We start from the raw sequence: 21,896 nt of genomic DNA on the forward strand, positions 1-21,896 counted from the left end.
GGCCGCTACGGGATCTCCACCCACACGCCCTCCGACGGCGTTCCGTCCTTGTCCGTGACGAACACCATGTACCAGCCCGGCGGGACCAGCGCGCTGTTCTTCGGGATCGTGACCTCGATGCCGTCCGCCGTCTTCTTCATGTCCAGCGCCACCGACCGCTGTTCGACATCGGTGACATGCGTGACCGCGCTCGGTCGCATCAGTTTCGCCGTCTTGACCGACGACGGATCCTTCGTCCTGAAGGCGGCCGTGTCACCGCGCTCGACGGTCTTGGGGCCGTCCGACAGCGTGGGGCGTGAGTCGCGGAAGAGGTACGGCGGGGTGTAGATCTCGATCCGCTGCTCGAACACGCCCGGCTTGGTGTTGGCCTTGTCGGCGTAGAGCGAGTCCGAACCGAAGATCATGACGCGGCCGTCGGGCAGCAGTACCGAGCCCGAGTGGTAGTTGCGGCCCACCGCCGGATCGGCCACCCGCTTGTACGTGGATGACTTCGGGTCGTACATCCGGGCCTGGAGGACGTCCGAGCCACCGCGCCCCCGGTAGTCCTCCGAGCCGCCGGTGACCAGCACGCTGTCGTCGGGGAGCAGCGAGGCGCTCGGGTAGCGGGTGCCCTTCTCCAGCGTCGGGCCGTCCGTGAAGCGGGGGTCGGGGTCCTTCAGATCGACCAGCCGGGACTTGTCGCTGGACTTCTCGGACTCGCCGACTCCGCCGCCGCCGATGACCATGAACTTCTGGTCCTGCGCTGGCGGCAGCATGACCGTCGCCGAGGTCTCCATCCGGTCCGGGTCGCTCAGTCCGGGGATCTTGTCGAACTTGTTCGTCTCCAGATCCCAGATGCCCGGGTCACGGCCGACATCGGCCGGCCCGTAACCCGCGTTGGAACCGCTGTAGAACAGCTTGCCGTTGTCCATCAGGAAGACCGCCGGGTAGGTGGGGAACTTCCGGATGATCCCGGTGTACTCCCAGCTCCTGGTCTCCGGGTCGTAGATCTCGTCCTTGCCCGGGACGATCTGGCCGATCTCGTCAAGGCCGGACATCGCCAGGACCTTGCCGTCCTTGAGCGTGGTCAGCGTCGGGTACCAGCGGGCCTCGTTCATCGGGTCGACCTTGATGTACTTCTCCGCGACCGGATCGAACTCGAACGCTTCCCTGATGCCCTGGAAGTCCTTCTTGTCGAGCGCGAGCTTCTGCGCGATGCCGTAGACATTGCGGGCGTCGGAGCCCTTCATGCCGTGCACGCGGTAGTTGTCCTCGGTGCCGGTCTCGTACTTCTTCCCGGACTCACGGGCCTCGACGTAGATACGGCCAAGACCCGGCTCGGTCCGCAGGAACGCGCCCGTCTCCTTGTCGAAGACCTTCGTCGCCTTCTCGACCAGGACGGGGTCCTTGGAGACGAAGGTCTTGCCGTTCCCCTTGCCGGTGAAGACCGTGCCCGCGGGCAGGGTGATCGGCTTGTCCGGGTCCTCGTTATGGACGATCATCAGGCCGCCGGCCTTGGTGACATCGCCCTTGAGCTTCTCGTACCGCTTCGTACCGCCCGCCACCAGCAGGTTCCCGTCGGGCAGCTGGGTGTGCCCGGAGCAGAACATGTCCTTGGGCGTCGGGATCATCTTGTACTTGTTGGTCTCCGGGTCCCAGAGCACCGACTCGAACTTGCCCGCGTCGAAGTTCTTCTGGTTGTTCCCGGAGCCGGCTATCAGCAGCACCTTGCCGGTGTGCAGCAAGGAGGCGTGGATCGAATTGATCTTGAAGTCGGCCGGTATGTCGAGGAAGTCCCAGTGGCCGTTCTCCGCCTTGTACTCGGGGCGGTTGATCTTGTACTCGTGGTACTGCTCGGAGCCGAACCGGTAGAGCGCGGGTCCGTTGAAGCCGGCCACCGCGACGACCACCGCCGCGCCTATCGCTATCCGACGGGCGCGGTTCTTGCGGTGGTTGGGCCGGAGGGGAGTCGCGCTCATTTCTTATGTCCCCCAAGGGAAATCCGTACGGTCTGATCGGTGGCCGCGGCCCCAGGGGGCGCCGGGTGCGTACCGGCCGGGTCCGTAACGGACTGCTGTGGCACGGCCTGCTGCGGCACGGTCGGCTGCGGCACGGTCGGTGGTGCCTCGCCCGCCGGCCGCGCGTGACCGCCGCCACCACCTCGGTGCGTACCCCGCTGCCCCCGTCGCTTCTTCTTCTCCTCGCGCATCCCCAGGCGCCAGGCGATGATCGGCGCCGCCGTGATCAGCATGGCCAGTGTCGCCCAGGTGATCATCGCCGGATGGTCGTGCCCGAAGTAGAAGGACGAGACCAGCGATCCGCCGAAGATCAGGATGAAGAAGAGATGGATCCGGAACGTGCCGAAGAGCGTGTCCGGGCTGGACGAGTCGCCCTTGGGCGTCACCACGAAGCTGCTCTTGCGCCGCAGGACCGCGTCCATCAGGGACCGGGCGTACAGCGGCGCCGACATCGCGGACATCGCCATCCCGGCCAGCCCGCCGGAGCCCTCGGGCTCGTGCGGCGAGACATTGTGCCGACGGTTCCAGATGTAGAGACCGATCTGGAGGGCCGAGGCGTTGCCGTACAGCATCATCCAGATCGCCGGGTCGATCTGCACACCCGAGGCGCCCATCCCCAGGAACAGCGCGCAACTCAGCGCGGCGAGGATCCAGTTGAGCGCCGACATCGGGTAGAAGATGATCATCATCGTGTAGTTGAAGAGCTTGCCGGGCGGCAGCGTGCCGTACCCGCGCCAGTACTGCTTGAGGATCGTTTCGTACGTCCCCCGGGACCAGCGCAGCTGCTGGGTGAAGAAGTCGGTCCAGGCGGTCGGGCCCTCGCCCACGGCCAGTACGTCCGGGGTGTAGACCGAGCGCCACTTCTTGCCGGTCCGCGGGTTTCTGGCGCGGTGCATCTCGAAGCCCGTCGCCATGTCCTCGGTGATCGAGTCGTACAGACCGCCGATCTGCTTGAGCGCCCTGATCCGGACGGCGTTGCTCGTCCCGACGAACATGGGGGCGCCGTAGCGGTTGCCCGCGCGCTGGATGAGCGCGTGGAAGAGGAACTGCTGCGACTCGGCGGCCTTGGTGACGAATGTGTCGTAGTTGCCGTAGACCTGCGGGCCGATGACGAAGCCGACGTCCGGGTCGCGGAAGTAACCGAGCATCCGCTCCAGGTAGTTGGGCATCGGTACGTGGTCGGTGTCGACGGAGGCGAAGAACTCGTAGTCGTCGCCGTGCGCGTCCAGCCAGGCGTTGTAGTTGCCGTGCTTGGTCTTCGCGCGGTGCGCTCCCTTGGCCTGGTTCCACTTCGCCACGCCCTTGCGGGAGAAGTGATACACGCCGAGGCGGGCGCAGACCTCCTTGACGGCGGGGTCGTCTCCCTCGTCGAGCAGCCATACGTGCATCGTGCCGCGGTGCCGGATCCTCACGGCGGCCTCCAGCGTCTTCGTCACCATCTCCAGGGGCTCCTTGCCCGGTACGAAGGAGGTGAGGAAGGCCACGCGGGTATTGGCCTCGGGCACGACCGGGATCGGGTCGCGCGCCACCAGCGTCGCGTGCGCGTTCGAGAGGACATTCATCGTACGGAACAGCTCGATCAGTCCGATCGAGACGAGCATCACGATGTCGAGGACGAGCAGGAGATCGTTCTTGAGGTTCGGGTCACGCTCCGTCCAGTGCTGCGGCTGCATCAGCCAGACGAAGAGCCCGAGGGAGAGCAGCGGCGCCGCGCCGAGGAGCAGGGCGGCGCGGATACGGTGCGGCTCCTGGGAGAGCAGCGAACGGTACTGGACCCGGTACGGCTTGGTCGGGTCGGGCCTGGTGAGGGGCCCGGCGAGCCGGCTGTAGTGCTCGTAGTCGTACTTCGGCAGGACGTCCTTCTTCGGACGTGGCCGGCCCCCGCCCCTTCTGAGATGCGAGGGGATCCGGAGCTGGGTGGTCCGGGAAACGTCGTCGTTCCGCTGGTCGCCGTCTGGCGTCGACGTCATGAGTCATCCCCCCGCACGCGTGCTTGCGCGTGATCGGTCGATCGATTCATCCGGAGTGGCTCCTCTCGACCATCGCCCCGGACGCGTGAATTGCGCTCCCGTCCTCATGGAGAGGAAACAGTGGCCTTCCGGTTGCATGACGCCGGTCACGGCCACTCGGCACGGACGGGGCCCCCGCCCCCGCCGGACCCGCCGTTGGGACATCCCCTCGTGCCGCGTCCAACTGTTCGGACCGCATGCCCCATTGGCGTTCACAGGCTCAGTCTGATCGTGTGAAGAACCTTGGGGCATCTGCCCCGGAGGGAATCGTATCGTGAGCGGCGCGGTGCGGGGTGTCACCGTATTGTTTCGGGGAACTTCCCAGCTCAGGCGGTATTTCACAGGCCCGTGAGGCGCTCGGGGCTTCGGGGGTTCACGCGGTGCGTGACGTGAAGACACTGTGTAGTTGACCGGCCAAGTGTCCGAATGCGCCGACGCGTAACGGATGGGTGGGCGAGTGGGGGCGGTCGAGGGTGGGCGGGTGACACAACGAGCGAGGCCCCCTCACCTGAAGTGAGAGGGCCTCGACTGTGCGTGCGCCGCCAGGGACTCGAACCCCGGACCCGCTGATTAAGAGTCAGCTGCTCTAACCAACTGAGCTAGCGGCGCCTGCTGACCTGGCCAACTCTACCCGATCGGCTTGGGTGGCCCCGACCATTTGATGGGTGTTGCGGCCTGTCGGATTGTCCTTTCTTCCCTTTGATCCGTCAAAATGCGATTTGTTTGGACAGTTGACGCATTGGCACTCTTGTGGCAGCGCCCAAGGATTTTGATGAGTGTGGAGGGGATCGCATGACCATCCCGGTCTTCGAGGAGTACGAACCCGCTCCCGACTGCCCCTGTGCGGGATGCGCCGAGCACCGGCGCGATCTGGCCAGAGGGCTGCCGGTGCGGGCCGGTGGTCATCCGGCGGCGCACGGTGCCCGGCGCGCGCTGGTGCTGGCGACCGCCGCGGGGGTCGCCCTGGGCGCGGCGGGTACGGGAGCCGACACTGCTTGGGCCGTCGCGCCGGCCGGTACGGCGACGACCGGAACCTCCGTCGATCCGAATCCCGCCACCCCGCAGGGCGGCAGCGGCCCCCTGCACGGGCGGCCACTGCCCGGCCCCGGGGCCGGTAAGCCACCGGGCGAGCTGCGCGCGACCACCCGGGCCGACATCATCAACCGCGCCAAGCGGTGGGTGCGGGAGCAGGTGCCGTACAGCATGGAGAAGTACTGGTCGGACGGGTACCGCCAGGACTGCTCCGGCTATGTGTCGATGGCCTGGAACCTCTCCGACAACGAATGGACGGGCAGCCTGGCCGATTTCGGCGTGCGGATCGCGCCCGACGAGATGGAGCCCGGGGACATGCTGCTCTTCCACAATCCGGCCGACCCCAACAAGGGGTCGCATGTCACGCTCTTCGGCGGCTGGACCGATTACACCCACTCCTACTACGTGGCCTACGAGCAGACCAAGCCGCATGCGCGTACGCAGGCCACGCCGGTGGGGTACTGGAACAATCCCGACCGCTATGTGCCCTATCGCTACAAAGGGCTGACCGAGGTATCGGAAGGCAAGGGCTCGAACTCGGCCACGGGCAACGGGGCCGGGACGTCGGCGGCGTATCCGGGGGCGCGTTCCTTCGGGCCCGGCGCCCGCAACGCGCATGTCACCCGGCTCGGCACGTTGCTGATCCAGCGGGGTGGCAAGCGCTTCTACAGCCAGGGCCCGGGACCCGAGTGGGGCGAGGCGGACCAGCGGGCCACTCAGGCGTTCCAGCTCGCGCAGGGCTGGCGCGGCGCGGAGGCGGACGGCCGGCCGGGGCCGGGGACCTGGCGCCTGCTGGTGCGGGGCCTGGGCAAGAACATCCCGGCCGGGGACCCGGGCGTGCGCCCCGGTGCCTCCGCCGGCGGGGGCGGCTCCGTCGGTGGCTCCGTCGGTGGCGGTGGCGGTGGCGGTGGGAACGGACATGTGGCCGGAAATGGAGCCGGGAACGGGCACGGTACGGGGAAGCCGGGGGCGTTTCCGGGCGTCGAGTTCTTCCGGCCGGGCCAGTCCAGCGCCTCTGTGGAGCAACTCGGTAAGCAGCTGGTGAGGAAGGGCTTCGGAAAGCACTACACCTCGGGTCCCGGCAGGCTCTGGACCGAGGCCGACCGGCGCAACGTCGAGGCGTTCCAGCGCGCCCAGGGCTGGCGCGGCAGCGCGGCCAACGGCTACCCCGGTCCGGAAACCTGGCGGCGACTCTTCGCATGACGGAGGCACGGATGACGACGACCTGGCGGCCGAACAATGACGAGGACGAACTGAGGGGGGTGTTCACGGTACGGCGCACACCGCCCCCGGTTGAGCACGTATCGGAGCCCGAGCCCGAGCCGCAGCCCGAGCCCCAGCAGCGGCCCGACCCGCGCCCCGACCCGCGCCCCGACCCCCAGGCCGAGTACCGGCCGGAGTCCGAGCAACTGCCCGAGCCGTCGGTCGAGCCGTCGGTCGAGCCATCGGTCGAGGACACGGCGGAGCTCGTACCGGAGAGCCCGGCCCCCGACGACTTCGGTGGCGACGGGGGTGGTGACGGCGGAAGCGAACGCGCCCGCTGCCCGGAGCCGGTGTTCTTCGGGAAAGGTGAACCCGCTCATGACGAACCCGCTCATGACGAACCCGTTCACGACGGACCCGTTCACGACGGACCCGTTCACGACGGACCCGCTCACAACGGCGCCGTGAGCGTGCCCATGGCGACCGGTCCCGCCGCCGGCCCTCTCGGAGAGGACACGCCCGGCGGCCGACCGGTCCTCGCGGCCTTCGGCGCCCAACTGCCCGCCGCGGGCGCCGCCCCGTTCGTACGTACCGCCGGGCACCCCCGGTGGAGCCCGCTCATCGTGGGTGACAGCACCCAGGAGATCCCCGTCCATCTCCTCTTCCGCGACGAGGCCGACGAGCTCGAAGCCGCCGGACACCCTGCGGGACAAGCGGCCGGACCCCCCGTCAGGCCCACCGTCGTCGGACGCCGGTGGGGGACCGGGGAGCAGCCCCGGGTCCGCCGCGTACCCGGGCCCGCGCCGATGCCCGCCGCACTGACGCGTACGGCGCCGCCCGCGGACCCCAGGCTCGTCGAACGGCCGGGGCCGGTCCTGCCCGGCTGGGCCGCGGCCCTCGTCGGGAGCGTGGCGCTCATCGCCTGCGCGGTGGTGGTGTGGACGACCGGTGCCGTACCGGACACGGCGTCCAGGGTGATCGGGCTGCCGTGGCGCCCGTACCACGGCATCGGGCTCGGCCAGTGGGCCCTGCTCGTGCTGGGGGTGACGGTCGTGCTCTTCACCTTCGGCGGGCTCGGCCGGGGCCGGGTCGGCCAGGCGTGGGTGCTGACGCTCTTCGGTGACTACCGGGGCAGTGTGCGCCGCACGGGACTGCTGTGGGTGAGCCCGTTGCTGCTGCGCCGCGGAGTGGACGTACGGCTGCGGCACTGGCGCAGCGAGCCGATGCCGGCGGTCGACGCGAACGGCACCGCGCTGCGGGTCGTCGTGCTGGTGGTCTGGCGGGTCCGGGACACCGTACGCGCGGCGCTCGGCGTCCCCGACCATGAGGCGTATCTGCGCGAGCAGGTGGAGGCGGCGATGGCTCGGGTCCTCTCCCAGCTGCCCGCCGACGCGTTCCACGACGAGGCGCCGACGCTGCGCGACGTCGAGGCTGTCGGCGACTCGCTGACCAGGATGCTGTCGGCGGAGTGCCGGCCGGTCGGCGTCGATGTCTTCTCCGCGCAGCCGACCCGGATCGAGTACGCGCCGGAGATCGCGGAGGCGATGCAGCGCAGCCGGATCGCGGCGATCGACGCCAAGCACCGGGACACCGTGCTGACCTCGGTGGTCGACGCGGTGCATGACACCGTGAACCGGCTCACCTCTCGGGGCCTTGTGGAGCTGGACGACTACGAGCGCAAGGCGTTGGTCAAGGACCTCACCGTCGCGTTCTACACGGGACGCCAGGGGGCCGCGGAGAAATGGTGACCGTGTGGTGGTGACCGCGTGGTGGTGACGGTGAAGTGGTGACAGGGAGACGGCGCCGGCGAAGTGGGGACGGAGAGACGGTGCCGGCGACGTGGGGCCAATGAGGTGGTGACAGCGAGACCGTGACCGGTCGGCGTCGATTGGTCTGGACCTTGTTCGTACTTGTTATGGACACGGTCAAGTTCTGTCCATACTCTAGGACTTGGTCTAGACCGCAGATGTGCTCACCCTGCACGCGCGCAGCACGGCTCACCGAACTCCCCACGTTCTCTGGAGCGAAGCATGCGAAAGAAGATTGGCGCGGCCGTGGTCGGCCTCGCGGTCGCGGGCGTCTCCCTGCTCGCCACCGGCAGCGCCAGCAGCCACGGCTACACCGACTCCCCCATCAGCCGCCAGAAGCTCTGTGCCAATGGCACCGTGACCAACTGCGGCAACATCCAGTGGGAACCGCAGAGCGTCGAGGGGCCCAAGGGCTTCCCGGCCGGCGGTCCCGCCGACGGCAAGATCTGCTCCGGCGGTCTCGGCCAGTTCGCGCAGCTCGATGACCCGCGCGGCGGTGCCTGGCCCACCACCAAGGTATCGAGCGGCCAGAGCTACAACTTCCGCTGGCAGTTCACCGCCCGGCACGCCACGACCGACTTCAAGTACTACATCACCAAGAACGGATGGAACTCGAACGCACCGGTCACCCGTGCGGCTCTCGACTCCCAGCCGTTCCTGACGGTGCCGTACAACAACCAGCAGCCGCCCGCGACGCTGTCGCACTCGGGCACGCTGCCCTCGAAGTCGGGCCGGCACCTGATCGTGGCTGTCTGGACCATCGCTGACACGTCGAACGCGTTCTACGCCTGCTCCGACGTCCAGTTCTGAGGCATGCCTCAGCAGCAGTAACCAGAAGTAACCAGTAGGACCTCGGGGAGCGCGGCTCCTCACGGTCCGCCGTCGTGCGGTCCGCGCTCCCCGAGGCTCGTGTCACTCACGCGCGCCCGCGTACTCCACCGGCCGCCCGCGCAGGGAGAGCGCGGCCGGGATCACCGCGGAGACCGTGGCGAGCACCGCGCACGCGCCCGCCGCCGCGCCGAGCGCGTGCCACGGCAGTACGAGCGGGGACGCCGCGTGCAGAACACCCAGTGCGCCCCACAACCCGGCCAGACCGACCCCCGCTACCAGCGTGCCGAGCACGGTCCCGACCGCCACGACCAGCAGCGCCTCCGCCGCGACGAGCCGTAGCACCTGAGGCGCCGTGGCGCCCGCGAGCCGGAGCGCGGCCAGCTCCCGCACTCGGTCGGACCCCGCCATGACCAGGGTGTTCACCAAGGAGATCCCGGTGTAGAGCAGTGCGATGCCGAGGACCAGCAGAAACCCCGCCCGTGTTCTGCCGTCGGTCTCGGGGTAACTGGCCGCCACCCACGCCTCCTTGGTGAACACCTGGCCGCCCGAGCGCCCGGTCGCCGCGCGCAGACCGGCCGCCACGGCGCTCGCGTCGGCGCCCTCCGCGAGCGTCACGTCGATCCGGTCGACGGACGCGCCCGGCGCGTTGCGCGGCGTCACGTACACCCCGTTGCCGCCGGTTCCGACGCGCATGACGGCGGCGATCCGCAGCGTGGTCCGCGTACCGTCCGCCCGCCATACGTCCACGGACTCGCCGACCGTACGCCGCTCCCACTCCTCGTTGACGATGATCGAGCGGTCGTCCAGATCGGTCACCCGGCCCGCGGCGAGCGGCAGTCGGGCCGTCTCCGCGAGCGCCGCCGGATCGGCCGCGCGGGCGTCGGACCGGATCAGCGCCACCCCGTCCTCCCGTACATGGACGGCGCTCGCGGCGGTGGGGGAGACCACGGTGCCGGGGACCCGCCGTATTCGCTCCACCGTCGCGGCGTCGAAACCCGGTCCGGCCTGGTCCCGCCCGGCCGCGGCCGCCCCGCCCGGCGCGGAGATCACGAAATCCGCCGTGGTCCGCTGCCGGATCTCCTCGGCCTTCGCCCCGTCGAGCGTCGCCGTGGCCCCGAGCAGGGAGCCCGTCAGCGCGACCGTCACCAGCACGGGCGCGGCGACGGCCGCGGTGCGCCGTACCCCGGCCGACGCGTTCTCCCGTACCAACAGGCCGGTCGCGCCCGGCAGCCGGGCGGGCAGCCAGGCAAGCAGCCGGGCGAGCGGAGGCACCAGAACCGGCGCGAGCAGCGCGCACGCGACGATCAGCGGCATCGGCCCGCTCGTGTACGACTTACGGCCGAGCAGACCGCCCGGTTCGGTCAGCAGGGCGTGGACCGGCACCCCGATCCCCACCAGCAGCAGCCCCGCGCCGAAGAGCCACCGGCCCCGGGTCATGGTCCCGGTGTCCACCGCCGCGTCACGCAGCGCCTCCATGGGCCCCGTCCTCCCGGCCCGCCGCGACGCGGCCACCGCACCCGAGAGCGCCACGAACAGCCCGGTCCAGAAAGCCAGTTGATATGGCCAGGTGGCGGACCCGATGGCGAACCAGCGCGGCGCGAGCCCGCCGTCCACCAGCCACGCCGCCAGCAGGGGCGCCCCCCGCGCCCCCAGCGCGCAGCCCGCCGCCGAGGCCATCACCCCCACCACCATCGCCTCGACCAGCACCATGTGCCGGATCTGCCCCGGGGTGGCGCCCGCCGTGCGCAGCAGCCCGAACTCCCGGCGCCGCTGCGCGACCGCGAAGGCGAACGTCGACGCCACCACGAAGACCGAGACGAAGCCGGTGACCCCGGCCGCCGTGCCGAGCATCGCGTTCACCGTGACCAGCGCCTCGCTGTCGCGCTCCGGATCGGCGTCCGCGTCCTTCCTGCCGGCGCCCGTGAGTACCCGTACGCCCGCCGCGTCCGCCGAGCCCGCCACCGTCTCCCGTACCGCCCGGGGATCGGCGTCCACCACCAACTGATCCACTCGCGGCGACAGTTGGGCGGCGCGAGCGTCCGTGTAGAAGAGCGCCCGCTCGAAGCCGAGATCCCGGACGGTACCGACGATCGTCACCGTCCCCCGGTCGGTACGCACTCGTTGGCCCGGCGCGGTCCAGTCGCCGGTGGCCACGGCCTCGTCCGCCGCCCTCGGCGCCCGGCCGGTGTCGACGCGGTACGGCGCGAAGGCGGCCGTGGACCAGGGGTGACCCACCAGTCCGGGCGGCCCGCCCTCGGCCCGTACCGCGAACGTACGGTCCTCGACCGTACGGCCCAGGGCCGCCAACTCCTCTGCCAGGGACGGCGGTACGGGACGAGGGCTGTCCAGCTTCGCGACTCGGTCCCCGATCCGGGTCGGTACGCGCAGGGTGTCCGCGCCCTTGACCACGACCGGGGCCCCGGCGAAGCGCTCGGGGCGGCGCTCGGGCGCGTCCAGACTCGCGGCCAGGGCGAGCCCCATCGTCGCGATCAGCCCGACCCCCAAGGAGAGCGCGACGAAACTGCCCACGAAGGTGGTCCAGCGGCTGCGCAGCGTACGCAGGGCGACGCTCAGCACGGCACGGCCTCCAGCGTGGTCATCCGGGCGGCGATCGACTCGGCGGACGGCGCCGACAGCTCGCCGCTGACCCGTCCGTCGACCAGGAAGACGACGCGATCGGCGTACGAGGCGGCGACCGGGTCATGGGTGACCATCACGATCGTGCCGCCGTCCCGGTCGACCAGGGAGCGCAGCATGGCCAGCACCTCACGGCTGGTCCGCGAGTCCAGCGCCCCGGTCGGCTCGTCGGCGAACAGCACCTCGGGGCGGGTGATCAGGGCGCGGGCGAGCGCGACCCGCTGCTGCTGGCCGCCGGACAGCTCGGAGGGCCGGTGCTTCGCGCGGCCGGCCAGGCCGACGCGGTCCAGTACGTCCCGTACCCGGGCCCGCGAGACCCCGCGCCCGGCGAGCCGCAGCGGCAGCGCCACATTCTGCTCGGCCGTCAGCGAGGGCAGCAGATTGAAGGACTGGAAGACGAAGCCGACACGGTCGCGGCGCAGCAGGGTCAGTCTCCTCTCGGTCAGCTCCGTCAGTTCGGTACCGCCGATGGACACGGAACCCGAGGTGGGCCGGTCGAGACCGGCCGCGCACTGGAGGAGTGTCGACTTGCCGGAGCCGGAGGGACCCATCACGGCGGTGAAGGTGGCGCGGGGGAAGGAGAGGGAGACCTCGTCGAGGGCGGCGACAGCGCTGTCCCCCGATCCGTGGATCCTGCGTACGGAGCGCAGTCGAATCGCGTCACGGTGCGCCTCGCCGAGCGCGCCGCGGTACGTGTCACCGAGCGCGCCGCGGTCCGCGTCACCGTGCACATCGCGGTGCGCGTCGCGTCTGTCGCGATGTGTGTCGTCGGCCATGTCGTGGGTCATGGGCCAATTCCACCGTCGCGTGACGCCCAGCACACCAGTGCAGGACATAGTCCTGGGGTAGGGCAGGCACTACCCCGGATACTCCGGCCGCATGGATGGCCCGTACTCCGGTTCGCCTTCTACGGTCCTCCCATGCACTCCCGCTCCCGTACCCGCTCCCGCACCCTGTGGCAGGCCCTGGCCCGGCCGGACTTCCCGCTCTCGCCCTGGCCGTGGCGCGCGGCGGCGTATCTGCTCAGCGGCGTACCGGTCGGGATCGCCGTGCTGGTGGTGGCGGTGGCCGTCCTCGCCGTCGGCGGGGTGCTCTCCCTCGTACTGATCGGGTTGCCGCTTCTCGCCCTGGCGGCGCTCGGCGGACTGCCGGTGGCCCGGCTGGAGCGGTTCAGGACACGGCTGATCGATGAGCGGCCCGCCGCCGATCCGCACGGCCGGCCGGCCGAACCGGGGCTGTGGCCCTGGCTGCGGACCCGCTTCCAGGAGCGGTCGACCTGGCGGGAGCTGGGATACGCCGTGCTCCTCGCCCTGGTGCTGTGGCCGCTCGACGCGATCGCCGTCGTCCTCTGTCTGCTGCTGCCGCTCGCCATGGTCGCCACACCGGTGCTGCTGGCCACCGTGGGGGACGGCGAGGAGGTGAAGGTCGTCAAGGTGTGGACGGTCACGTCCTGGCCCATGGCGTACACGTTCGCCGTGCTCGGGCTGCTCTTCCTCGCGGTCTGCTGTTACGCGCTGGGCGTGCTGGCCGGCGCCCGCGCCGGACTGACCCGGATCCTGATAGCGCCCCGGGAGACCGCGCTCGGTCAGCGGGTCACCGAACTGAGCCGCTCCCGGGTGCGGTTGGTGGACGCCTTCGAGGCGGAGCGGCGCCGGATCGAACGAGATCTGCACGACGGTGCCCAGCAGCGACTGGTCGCGCTGACCATGACGCTCGGTCTGGCCAGGCTGGACGCCCCGCCCGGCCCGGTCGCCGACCGTATCGACGCGGCGCACCAGGAGGCCGGCGAGGCGCTGGCGGAGCTGCGCGAACTGATCAGGGGCATACACCCCAAGGTCCTCACCGACTACGGACTCGCGGCGGCCGTCGCGGATGTGGCCGACCGCTCCGCGCTGCCGGTGGACGTACGGATCGAGGGGGCCCGGCGGTTCTCCGACGCGGTGGAGGCCACCGCGTACTTCGTGGTGTGCGAGGCGCTGGCGAACGCGGGCAGGCACAGCGGGGCGAGCCAGGTCACCGTCTCCGGCCGGTACGGCGACGGGCGGCTGGTGCTGGAGATCGAGGACGACGGCGACGGCGGCGCCCGCGCGGGCGGGGGAAGCGGACTGACCGGACTGGCCGACCGTGTCTCCGTACTGGACGGCAGGCTCTCGCTGTCCAGCCCGGCCGGTGGCCCGACCGTCCTGCGGGTCGAAATCCCCTGCCCGGTCAAGGGAGTCGACGAGTAGTCGTCCAGACGGCTGGTCGGGCGTCCCGTCCGTCCCAGCGGCCGGGCGCAGATCGGTCATCGGGGGACGGATGCGTCAACTGAACGCCGTCAGCCGGGAGTTCGTCGCCCAAGGGGTTTGCCGACGCCGGGATTTGGGGGACCATTCCCGCGTCGGTCATCGCGCGTAGATCCCTGCGACAGCCGCGCCGCTCACTCTGTGGACGCTCCGTGCCCACCCGGGCGCGGAGCGTCTGTCCCCCCATGTCCCCCCATACCTCGCCCGGAGGATCACCGTCATGCGTCGACGTCTGGCACTTCCGCTCGCCTCAGCCGTACTCGCCCTCGCCGCCTCCCTGGTGACGGCCTCTCAGGCCGCCGCCGCCCCGGCCGACAAGCCGCAGGTCCTCAGCGGCTGGACCCAGGAGTCCGCCGCCAGCTACAACTCCTGGGTCGCCGCCCGGGGTAACCAGGGCGCATGGTCGGCCTATGGCTTCGACTGGTCCACGGACTACTGCTCGTCCTCCCCGGACAACCCCTTCGGCTTCCCGTTCCAGACCGCCTGTGCCCGTCACGACTTCGGCTACCGCAACTACAAGGCGGCCGGTCAGTTCCCGGCGAACAAGGCGCGCCTCGACTCCGCGTTCTACGCGGACCTGAAGCGGGTGTGCTCGGGCTACTCGGGCGCGACGAAGACGTCCTGCGACGCGCTGGCGTGGACGTACTACCACGCGGTCGACATCTTCGGCGTGAGCCCGATGGTGGACGGTTCGAGGTCCGTGGTCTGAAGATCCTGAAAGAAGGAAGGCCCCCCGCTTTCGCGAGGGGCCTTCCCCTGTCTGTGCGCCGCCAGGGACTCGAACCCCGGACCCGCTGATTAAGAGTCAGCTGCTCTAACCAACTGAGCTAGCGGCGCCTGCTGACTCGAAAATAATACCCGGTGGTCCGGGGTGCTCAGGACCACCACCCGATGGAGCGCCGGAGTAGTCGGAGCAGGCCCTAGATCGTCAGCGAGAGGGCGAGCGGCGCCGCCCCGCGGTTCAGGGTCTCCGCCGCCACCCGTAGCCGATGGGCGTGCTCGACCGGCAGTGACAGCGCCAGACAGCCCACGGTGGAGCCCGCCGTCAGCGGGACCGCGGCGCAGACCGTCCCCAGCGCGTACTCCTGAAGATCGAGCACCGGCACCGTCGGCGCCTGGCTGTCGAGCCGGGAGAACAGCAGCCGCTCGCTGGTGATCGTCCGGGAGGTGAACCGGGCGATCTTGTGGCGGTCCAGATGGTCCCGGCGGCCGTCCCTGTCCAGCTGGGTCAGCAGACACTTGCCGATCGCGCTGGCGTGGGCGGTGGCGCGGAAGTCCACATACTCATTGACCGCGGGCGTCAGCGGGCCGTCGGCGACCTGGGTGACCTTGATCTCACCGTCGATGTAGCGGCTGAGGTAGACGGCCGCCCCGACCGAGTCGCGCAGCTCGTCCAGCGTGTTCTGGAGCCTGTCCGCCAGGGCCCGCTGCCGGGCCGCGCCGGAGCCGAGCAGCGCCAGCGAGTCGCCGATCACATACGCGCCGTCCGCGACCTGCTCCACGTATCCCTCGCGCCGCAGCATGGAGAGCAGGGGAGCCAGATGACCGGTCGGCAGCCCGCTCTCCCTGGCTATCCGGGCCTCGGTCACCCCGCCGCCATACCTGGACACGGCCTCCAGCACGCGCAGCACATACCGCACCGAATGGAACGGCGCGGTCGGCTCCGGCTTCAGCACCACGGTTCCCCCCAGCAGGTTGTGACCGCAAGCTCCCGCACCACGATAGCCGTCAAGAGCCTTCGCCGGGGCGGTGGTTGCCCATAAGGGGCGGGCGGACCGGCGCTCTGGGCTGGGCCGTATCGCTCCGGCATATGCCATGGGTATACTTGTCAGCGCGGATACGAGGTCAGAGCACCGCGCCCAGGAACTCGCGCGTACGTTCGTGCTCCGGCTCGGAGAAGATCTTCTCCGGTGGCCCCGATTCGATGACCTTGCCCGCGTCGAACATCAGGACGTCGTCGGAGATGTCCCTGGCGAAGTTCATCTCGTGGGTCACACAGAGCATCGTGATGTCCGTGGTGCGCGCGATGTCCCGGAGCACGTCGAGTACGCCCGCGACCAGTTCGGGGTCGAGCGCCGAGGTGACCTCGTCGAGCAGCAGGATCTTCGGCCGCATCGCCAGCGCGCGGGCGATCGCCACCCGCTGCTGCTGGCCGCCCGAGAGCTGGGTCGGCTTCGCCCCGCAGCGGTCGCCGAGGCCGACCAGATCGAGCAGCTCACGGCCGCGTTCCTCCGCCTCGTCCTTGCTCAGCCCCAGCACCTTCACCGGGGCCTCGGTGACATTGCGCAGGACGTTCATGTTGGGGAAGAGATTGAACTGCTGGAAGACCATGCCGATGCTCTTGCGCACTTCACGGACATGCTTGTTGTCGGCGGGGAAGAGTCTGTCGCCATTGATGGTGATGACACCCTCGTCCGGTTTGACGAGAGTCATCAGCAGCCGCAGGATCGTCGTCTTTCCGGAGCCGGACGGGCCGATCAGGGTCACATGTTTCCCGGGCCGCACGGAGAAACAGAGATCGTCCAGCACGGTGTTCTTTCCGAACCGCTTGGTGACCTTCTCGAAACGGATCAGCTCACCCGCCGGATCGGTGATTTCGGTGGTGGATATGTCAGCGGACAAGACGACGCTCCAGGGCTCGCATGAGAAGAGAAGCCGGGTAGGCGATGAGAATGAAGGCGACACCGACCACGGTCAGCGGTTCGGTGTACTGGAAGGTGGTCGCGCTCTCCAGCCGGGACTGCTGGAGCATTTCCAGCACACTGATTCCGGCGAGCAGGGGCGTGTCCTTCAGCATCGAGATGACGTAATTGCCCAGCGCGGGCACGATCCGCCGGATCGCCTGCGGCAGGATCACCGCCATCCAGGTACGGCCGGCCGGCAGGCTGAGCGCGGTGGCCGCCTCCCACTGCCCGACCGGCACCGCGTCGATTCCGGCGCGGTAGACCTGGGCGGTGTACGTCGAATAGTGCAGACCGATCGCGATCGTGCCGGTGGTCATCCCGGAGAACTGCACACCCCATTCGGGCAGCACGAAGAAGAAGAAGAACAGCTGCACGAGCAGCGGGGTGTTCCGGATGAACTCGGTGATGACATTGACCGGCCACCGGACGAAACGTGTCGGCGCTCGGAAACCGATCGCCCAGACCAGACCGAGCGTGAAGGAGAGCAGCGAGCCGAGCACCAGCACCTGAAGGGTGAGGAGCAGACCGTCCCAGAAGCGTGGCATGAAGTCCGCGACGGCGGACCAGTCCCAATTGTTCATCGGGTGCCTCCCGGTGTCGCCGTGATGCCGATCCCGGCCTTGGTCCTGCGCTCAAGTGCCTTCATTCCACGGGCCAGGACAAACGCGAGTACGAAATAGATCACCAGCGTCACCGAGTAGATCTGCGCGCTCTCCTGGGTGGCCAGTCGCACCAGATAGGCGGCGAACGACACATCGGCGACGCCGAGCAGGGAGACCAGCGCGGTGCCCTTCAGCAACTCGATGAGGAGATTGCAGAACGGCGGGATCATCTCCGGGATCGCCTGGGGAAGCAGGATCAGCCGCATGCGCTGCCAGGGCGAGAAGTTCAGGGCGATGCCCGCCTCGCGCTGCGCGGGCGCCACGGAGTTCAGGGCGCCGCGTACGACCTCGGCGCCGTACGCCCCGTACGACAGGCCCAGCGCCAGCACGGCGGCCCACATCGGGACCAGGGCCCAGCCGAACAGGCCCGGCATGACGAAGAACAGCCAGAACATCAGCACCAGCGCCGAGGTGCCCCGGAAGATCTCGGTGTAGAGGCCCGCGAGGAAGCGGACGAAGCGCGAGCTGTGCGTACGCGCCGTACCGACGGTGAAGGCCACGGCGGTGGCGAGCGCGGCGCTGTACAGCGTGAGCTGGATCGTGATCCAGATACCGGGCAGCACCCAGTTGGTCCAGAGGCCGGCTGTCATGCGCACAGCTCCTCTGCGGTCAGGGTGGTCATCTCCGCCTCCGTGAAGCCGAACGGCTTGAGGACGCGGAGCAGCTCGCCGCTCTTCTTCATCTTGTGGATCTCGACATTGAAGGCGTCCCGGAGAGCGGAATCCGTGGGGCGGAAGGCGAACCCGCCACCGTCGATCTTCTTCTCGCCGTCCACGATCGGCGCGAACGGCTTGGTGGCTTCCGCCTTGTCGCTCTTCTTCACCACATCGCGCCCGGTGAGCGCGGTGCCCGCGAATACGTCGACCCGGCCGGACTCGACCGCGTTCAGCCCCGCGACCGGGTCCTGGAGGATGACGAGTTCCTTTTCGGGGACCCCGGCGGATATCGCATAGTCGATTTCCGCGTAGCCGGTGCCGGTGGCGATCTTCGCTTTGGTCCGCACCACGTCCTGGTACGAGTGCAGCCCTTTGGGGTTGCCCTTGCGCACGATGAACGAGTCGAGCATCTGGTATTCGGGATCGGCGAAGATGACCTGCGCGCAGCGCTCCTTGTTGATGTACATCCCGGCCGAGACGACATCGAACTGCTGCGAATTGAGGCCGGGGATCAGCGACGAGAAATCGGTGGCCACGGGCTGTACGGCGCCGACCCCGAGCCGCTTGAAGATCACCTTCGCCAGCTCCACCGCCTCACCGGTGAAATCGCCCTGTTCGTTGATGAATCCGTAGGGTGCCTCGCCCGCGATACCGAGCCGCACCGTGCGCTGCGATTTCAGCCGGGCGAGCGTGTCACCGGAGGGAATCCTGCCGCAGCCGGCGGCGCCGAGCGCCCCCGCGGCACCCAGCGCCGCCGTGCCCAGCAGAAGGGACCGGCGGCCCAGGGCTCGACGGCCCGGTGACGGGCGGCCTATGGGGCGTTCCGCGGTTCTTTCCATGTCGTGTTCTGGTGGTGAAGCCATGGGCGCGCGGCTACCCGACTCCATACGGGTTATGCACATCGATTCGAGCCGGTCCTGAGATCATCCCGTGCGCGGTCGGGTGGCCTTGACTCAGTGGATCAGATGAGGACCATGAGGACATGGCCGACCGATTTGTAACTGTGTCGCTCGACAAGCGCGGGGTGCGCTGCACCGCGAAACTCCTGGATGACCGGGCCCCGGTGACCTGCGCGGCGGTGTGGGAGGCGCTGCCGCTGGGCTCGGACGTGTACCACGCGAAGTACGCCCGCAATGAGATCTACGCGCTCTTCCCGGCCTTCGCCGCCGAGGAACCGCCACTGGAGAACCCGACCGTGACCCCGATCCCCGGGGACCTCTGCTACTTCACCTTCTCCGACACGGAGCTGGGCACGTCGTCCTACGGCTACGACGAGAAGGCGGTGCGCGGCCGGCGCACCGTCGTGGACCTGGCGCTCTTCTACGAGCGCAACAATCTCCTGATCAACGGGGACATGGGCTGGATCCCGGGCATCGTCTGGGGGACGGTGGTGGACGGCCTCGACCGGATGGCCGAGGCCTGCCAGGACCTGTGGCGCGCGGGCGCCATCGGCGAGACGCTCAGCTTCCGACGGGAGTAGCCCCCGGGCCGGGAGAGCCGGACGACCCCGGGCCGGGAAGACCGGACGACCCCGGGCCGGGAAGGCCGGGCGCGGCCCCCGACGCGTACAGCGCGTGCGCGGCGCGCAGCACCAGCGCGTCCGCGTGCCGGGCCGCGACCAGCTGCACGCCGATCGGCAGCCCGTCCTCGTCCACCCCGCACGGGACGCTCGCGGCGGGCTGCTGCGTCAGATTGAACGGGTAGGTGAACGGCGTCCACCCCGTCCAGCGCCGCTGCCCCGACCCGCGCGGTGTCTCCCGGCCCGCCTCGAACGCGGTGATCGGCAGCGTCGGTGTGACGAGCAGGTCGTACGACTCGTGGAACCGGCCGAACCGCCGGCCCAGCTCCATCCGCGCGTCGACCGCCGCCAGATAGTCCAGCGCGCTGTAGCGCTCACCGACCGCGACGATCTCCCGCAGCCCCGGATCGAGCAGCTCCCGCTGCTCCGCCCCGAACGGCTCCACCAGCCGGGCCGCGCCGCTGAACCACAGCGTGTGGAAGGCTTCCACCGGATCCGTGACGTCCGGATCGGCCTCCTCGATATACGCTCCCAGCTCGGCGAGCCGGCCCACCGCGCGCCGTACGGCCGAGGCCACCGCCGGGCGCACCGGGACCTGATTGCCGAAGGTCGGGGAGTACGCGATCCGCAGCCCCTTGACGCCGCCCGCGCCCTCCGCCCCCGTACTCCCCGTCAGCGCGGCGGAGAGGCCCGGCGACGGGGCGAGCTGCGACCAGTCGCGCCAGTCGGCGCCGCTGATCACATCCATCAGCAGCGCGGCATCCGCCGCGTCCCGGGTCATCGGCCCGGCGTGCGCGAGCGTGCCGAACGGGCTGGACGGATAGAGCGGCACCCGGCCGTACGTCGGTTTGAACCCGAAGATCCCGCAGAAGGAGGCGGGGATACGGACCGAGCCGCCGCCGTCCGTGCCGATGGAGAGCGGGCCCGCGCCCAGCGCCACGGCCGCCGCGCTGCCGCCGCTGGACCCGCCCGACGTCCGGGAGGGATCGTACGGATTACGGGTCACCCCGCTCAGCGGTGAGTCGGTGACCCCCTTCCAGCCGAACTCCGGCGTGGTGGTCTTGCCGACGAGGACCGCGCCGTGTTCCCGCAGCCGCGCCACCGCCGGCGCGTCCTCGTCCCAGGCGCCCTCGGCCCGTACGGTCCGGGAGCCGCGCAGGGTGGGGCTCCCGCGCTGGAGGAAGAGGTCCTTCACCGAGACCGGGACCCCGTCGAGCAGCCCCCGCGGTTCCCTGCCGCGCCAGCGGGCGGTGGACGCCTCCGCCTGGGCGAGCGCCGCCTCGGCGTCCACCCGTACGAAGGCGTTGACCAGCGGCTGCACCACCTCGATCCGGTCCAGTACGGCACGGGTCGCGTCGAGTGGCGAGAAGTCGCCCCTCTCGTAGCCGGCCAGCAGCTGACGCGCGGTGAGGTCGGTGAGGCGCGTGGGGTCGGTCGTGAGATCAGTCATGCATGGGGACGTACCCACGTTTCTTGTCCACCACGTTCGGCAGGGGCTTTCCGGCCGCCCAAAGTTCATAAAGTTCCACGAACTGCTCACCCAGCCGGTCGCGCCAGCCGACGGTGTCCCCGCTCATATGCGGGGAGATGATCAGACCGGGTACGTCCCAGAGCCTGTCGTCCGCGTCCAGCGGCTCCCGCGCGAAGACATCGAGCGCCGCGCCCGCGATCCACCGCTTCGACACCGCCGCGACGAGATCGTCCTCCACCACGAGCTGACCTCGGCCCACATTGATGAAGCGGGCGGAAGGCTGCATCAGGCCGAAGAGCCGCGCGTCGAACATGCCCCGAGTGGCGTCCGTGAGCGGCGCCGCGGAGATCACCCAGTCGGCCCGGATCACCAGCCGGTCCAACTGGTCGGCGGCGTGCACGCCGGGGCGCGCCGTACGGCCGGTGACGGCCACCGTCACGCCCAGCGCCCGCAGTGTGTCGGCCACGGCCCGGCCGATCGGGCCCGCGCCGATCACGACCGCCCGGCTGCCCGCGACCTGAAGGCCCTCGCGATGGCGCCAGCGGCGCTGGCGCTGGAGCTCCAGCGTGCCGGGGAGATCCTTCGCCATGGCGAGCACCAGACCTGCCACATACTCCGCGATCGGCGCCTCGAAGATGCCCCGGGCATTGGTCACGACCGTGTCGGAGGCGACCAGCTCGGGGCAGAGCAGCCGGTCCACCCCGGCGCTCGCGGTGTGTACCCAGCCGGGCCGCGGCCCCTCACCCGGCCAGGCGTTCCGTACCGCGTCGGAGGTGAAGTCCCAGACCAGCAGGGCGTCCGCGTGCGGGAGTTCGGCCGCGAGAGCGGTCTCGTCGACGGAGCGGATCCGTGCCTTTCCGGTGAGCCGGCCCAACCGTGGCGGAGGGTCCGCCTCCAGGACGAGGAGGGTGGGTGCTGGCATGAGGAGGAGCCCTTCTGCCGGGGCCGGACCGTCGGCGGGTTCGCCGAGCGGCTGGAGGGGAGCCGCCGAGAACGGCGGGAATCCGCCGAGGATCGGGCCGGGCGGGGTTCCCTCGGGATTTCCCTCGGGAAAATTCCGTGCAACGTCTGAGATGGGCTGATTGACCACGCTCGCACCTTG

At 69.9% G+C, this 21,896-nt stretch carries 17 protein-coding genes and 2 tRNA genes; 6 read left to right on the plus strand and 13 right to left on the minus strand.

The features are described 5' to 3' along the window. Positions 1-5: 5 nt before the first annotated feature. From AB0M67_RS23560 to AB0M67_RS23570, 3 genes are all read right to left on the minus strand, one after another. Complete coding sequence (locus tag AB0M67_RS23560) at positions 6-1,958, minus strand: galactose oxidase-like domain-containing protein (protein WP_365748362.1); 1,953 nt, start codon at positions 1,956-1,958, stop codon at positions 6-8. Further along, positions 1,955-3,967 carry a cellulose synthase catalytic subunit gene (locus AB0M67_RS23565; RefSeq protein WP_365748364.1) on the minus strand — a complete coding sequence of 671 codons (2,013 nt, stop codon included), beginning with the start codon at positions 3,965-3,967 and terminating at the stop codon, positions 1,955-1,957. Before AB0M67_RS23565 ends, AB0M67_RS23560 begins: the two co-directional genes overlap by 4 nt. A 574-nt stretch (positions 3,968-4,541) precedes the next feature. Next, positions 4,542-4,615: transfer RNA gene (locus tag AB0M67_RS23570), tRNA-Lys, on the minus strand. Positions 4,616-4,798: 183 nt separating this feature from the next. Between AB0M67_RS23570 and AB0M67_RS23575 the strand changes: the two genes are divergently transcribed. From AB0M67_RS23575 to AB0M67_RS23585, 3 genes are all read left to right on the plus strand, one after another. Beyond that, positions 4,799-6,241: a peptidoglycan-binding protein gene (locus AB0M67_RS23575; protein ID WP_365748366.1), complete on the plus strand. Its 1,443-nt coding sequence runs from the start codon at positions 4,799-4,801 to the stop codon at positions 6,239-6,241. An 11-nt stretch (positions 6,242-6,252) separates the two neighbouring features. Next, positions 6,253-7,989, plus strand: a complete 1,737-nt coding sequence (locus AB0M67_RS23580; RefSeq protein WP_365748368.1) for an SPFH domain-containing protein — start codon at positions 6,253-6,255, stop codon at positions 7,987-7,989. A 282-nt stretch (positions 7,990-8,271) separates the two neighbouring features. Then, a complete protein-coding gene (locus AB0M67_RS23585; protein WP_249949588.1) occupies positions 8,272-8,859 on the plus strand; it encodes a lytic polysaccharide monooxygenase in 588 nt (195 codons plus the stop codon). A 102-nt stretch (positions 8,860-8,961) separates the two neighbouring features. Here the strand turns inward: AB0M67_RS23585 and AB0M67_RS23590 are convergent, their stop codons facing one another. Then, positions 8,962-11,457: an ABC transporter permease gene (locus AB0M67_RS23590; RefSeq protein ID WP_365748370.1), complete on the minus strand. Its 2,496-nt coding sequence runs from the start codon at positions 11,455-11,457 to the stop codon at positions 8,962-8,964. After that, on the minus strand, positions 11,451-12,305 hold the full coding sequence (locus AB0M67_RS23595) for an ABC transporter ATP-binding protein (RefSeq protein WP_365748372.1): 855 nt from the start codon (positions 12,303-12,305) through the stop codon (positions 11,451-11,453). The genes AB0M67_RS23590 and AB0M67_RS23595 overlap by 7 nt, the downstream gene beginning before the upstream one ends. Positions 12,306-12,437: 132 nt before the next feature. Between AB0M67_RS23595 and AB0M67_RS23600 the strand changes: the two genes are divergently transcribed. Both AB0M67_RS23600 and AB0M67_RS23605 read left to right on the plus strand, forming a co-directional pair. Continuing rightward, positions 12,438-13,745, plus strand: coding sequence for a sensor domain-containing protein (locus tag AB0M67_RS23600; RefSeq protein WP_365748374.1), 1,308 nt, complete (start codon positions 12,438-12,440; stop codon positions 13,743-13,745). A 277-nt stretch (positions 13,746-14,022) separates the two neighbouring features. Continuing rightward, the gene (locus AB0M67_RS23605) at positions 14,023-14,511 is read left to right on the plus strand and encodes a phospholipase (protein WP_365748375.1); all 489 of its coding nucleotides are present in this window, start codon (positions 14,023-14,025) and stop codon (positions 14,509-14,511) included. 54 nt (positions 14,512-14,565) lie between these two features. On the opposite strand, the gene AB0M67_RS23610 is transcribed toward AB0M67_RS23605, so the two are convergent. The 6 genes from AB0M67_RS23610 to ehuB form a co-directional block, all read right to left on the minus strand. Further along, positions 14,566-14,639: transfer RNA gene (locus AB0M67_RS23610), tRNA-Lys, on the minus strand. A gap of 83 nt (positions 14,640-14,722) precedes the next feature. Next, complete coding sequence (locus AB0M67_RS23615) at positions 14,723-15,481, minus strand: IclR family transcriptional regulator C-terminal domain-containing protein (RefSeq protein WP_365748377.1); 759 nt, start codon at positions 15,479-15,481, stop codon at positions 14,723-14,725. A gap of 166 nt (positions 15,482-15,647) precedes the next feature. Then, positions 15,648-16,424, minus strand: a complete 777-nt coding sequence (gene ehuA / locus AB0M67_RS23620; RefSeq protein ID WP_365748379.1) for an ectoine/hydroxyectoine ABC transporter ATP-binding protein EhuA — start codon at positions 16,422-16,424, stop codon at positions 15,648-15,650. Continuing rightward, positions 16,414-17,067, minus strand: coding sequence for an ectoine/hydroxyectoine ABC transporter permease subunit EhuD (gene ehuD / locus AB0M67_RS23625; RefSeq protein WP_365748380.1), 654 nt, complete (start codon positions 17,065-17,067; stop codon positions 16,414-16,416). Before ehuD ends, ehuA begins: the two co-directional genes overlap by 11 nt. Beyond that, positions 17,064-17,738 carry an ectoine/hydroxyectoine ABC transporter permease subunit EhuC gene (gene ehuC, locus AB0M67_RS23630; protein ID WP_365748383.1) on the minus strand — a complete coding sequence of 225 codons (675 nt, stop codon included), beginning with the start codon at positions 17,736-17,738 and terminating at the stop codon, positions 17,064-17,066. Before ehuC ends, ehuD begins: the two co-directional genes overlap by 4 nt. Next, positions 17,735-18,643, minus strand: coding sequence for an ectoine/hydroxyectoine ABC transporter substrate-binding protein EhuB (gene ehuB, locus AB0M67_RS23635; protein ID WP_365748385.1), 909 nt, complete (start codon positions 18,641-18,643; stop codon positions 17,735-17,737). The genes ehuC and ehuB overlap by 4 nt, the downstream gene beginning before the upstream one ends. A gap of 143 nt (positions 18,644-18,786) precedes the next feature. Here ehuB and AB0M67_RS23640 point away from each other — a divergent pair, with 143 nt between their 5' ends. Then, a complete protein-coding gene (locus tag AB0M67_RS23640) occupies positions 18,787-19,284 on the plus strand; it encodes a DUF3830 family protein (RefSeq protein ID WP_249949578.1) in 498 nt (165 codons plus the stop codon). On the opposite strand, the gene AB0M67_RS23645 is transcribed toward AB0M67_RS23640, so the two are convergent. Both AB0M67_RS23645 and AB0M67_RS23650 read right to left on the minus strand, forming a co-directional pair. After that, positions 19,265-20,773: an amidase gene (locus AB0M67_RS23645; protein WP_365748387.1), complete on the minus strand. Its 1,509-nt coding sequence runs from the start codon at positions 20,771-20,773 to the stop codon at positions 19,265-19,267. The genes AB0M67_RS23640 and AB0M67_RS23645 overlap by 20 nt on opposite strands. Further along, positions 20,766-21,716, minus strand: coding sequence for a D-2-hydroxyacid dehydrogenase (locus AB0M67_RS23650; protein WP_365748389.1), 951 nt, complete (start codon positions 21,714-21,716; stop codon positions 20,766-20,768). Before AB0M67_RS23650 ends, AB0M67_RS23645 begins: the two co-directional genes overlap by 8 nt. Between the last annotated feature and the right edge of the window lie 180 nt (positions 21,717-21,896).

It is taken from the genome of Streptomyces sp. NPDC051662 (assembly GCF_040681655.1).
Classification (GTDB): domain Bacteria; phylum Actinomycetota; class Actinomycetes; order Streptomycetales; family Streptomycetaceae; genus Streptomyces.

Coding starts and splice junctions, on each gene's coding strand:
- AB0M67_RS23560 (WP_365748362.1), bottom strand. CDS start 1,958: ATGAGCGCGACTCCCCTCCGGCCCAACCACCGCAAGAACCGCGCCCGT.
- AB0M67_RS23565 (WP_365748364.1), bottom strand. CDS start 3,967: ATGACGTCGACGCCAGACGGCGACCAGCGGAACGACGACGTTTCCCGG.
- AB0M67_RS23575 (WP_365748366.1), top strand. CDS start 4,799: ATGACCATCCCGGTCTTCGAGGAGTACGAACCCGCTCCCGACTGCCCC.
- AB0M67_RS23580 (WP_365748368.1), top strand. CDS start 6,253: ATGACGACGACCTGGCGGCCGAACAATGACGAGGACGAACTGAGGGGG.
- AB0M67_RS23585 (WP_249949588.1), top strand. CDS start 8,272: ATGCGAAAGAAGATTGGCGCGGCCGTGGTCGGCCTCGCGGTCGCGGGC.
- AB0M67_RS23595 (WP_365748372.1), bottom strand. CDS start 12,305: ATGACCCACGACATGGCCGACGACACACATCGCGACAGACGCGACGCG.
- AB0M67_RS23600 (WP_365748374.1), top strand. CDS start 12,438: ATGCACTCCCGCTCCCGTACCCGCTCCCGCACCCTGTGGCAGGCCCTG.
- AB0M67_RS23605 (WP_365748375.1), top strand. CDS start 14,023: ATGCGTCGACGTCTGGCACTTCCGCTCGCCTCAGCCGTACTCGCCCTC.
- ehuD (WP_365748380.1), bottom strand. CDS start 17,067: ATGAACAATTGGGACTGGTCCGCCGTCGCGGACTTCATGCCACGCTTC.
- ehuC (WP_365748383.1), bottom strand. CDS start 17,738: ATGACAGCCGGCCTCTGGACCAACTGGGTGCTGCCCGGTATCTGGATC.
- ehuB (WP_365748385.1), bottom strand. CDS start 18,643: ATGGAAAGAACCGCGGAACGCCCCATAGGCCGCCCGTCACCGGGCCGT.
- AB0M67_RS23640 (WP_249949578.1), top strand. CDS start 18,787: ATGGCCGACCGATTTGTAACTGTGTCGCTCGACAAGCGCGGGGTGCGC.
- AB0M67_RS23645 (WP_365748387.1), bottom strand. CDS start 20,773: ATGACTGATCTCACGACCGACCCCACGCGCCTCACCGACCTCACCGCG.
- AB0M67_RS23650 (WP_365748389.1), bottom strand. CDS start 21,716: ATGCCAGCACCCACCCTCCTCGTCCTGGAGGCGGACCCTCCGCCACGG.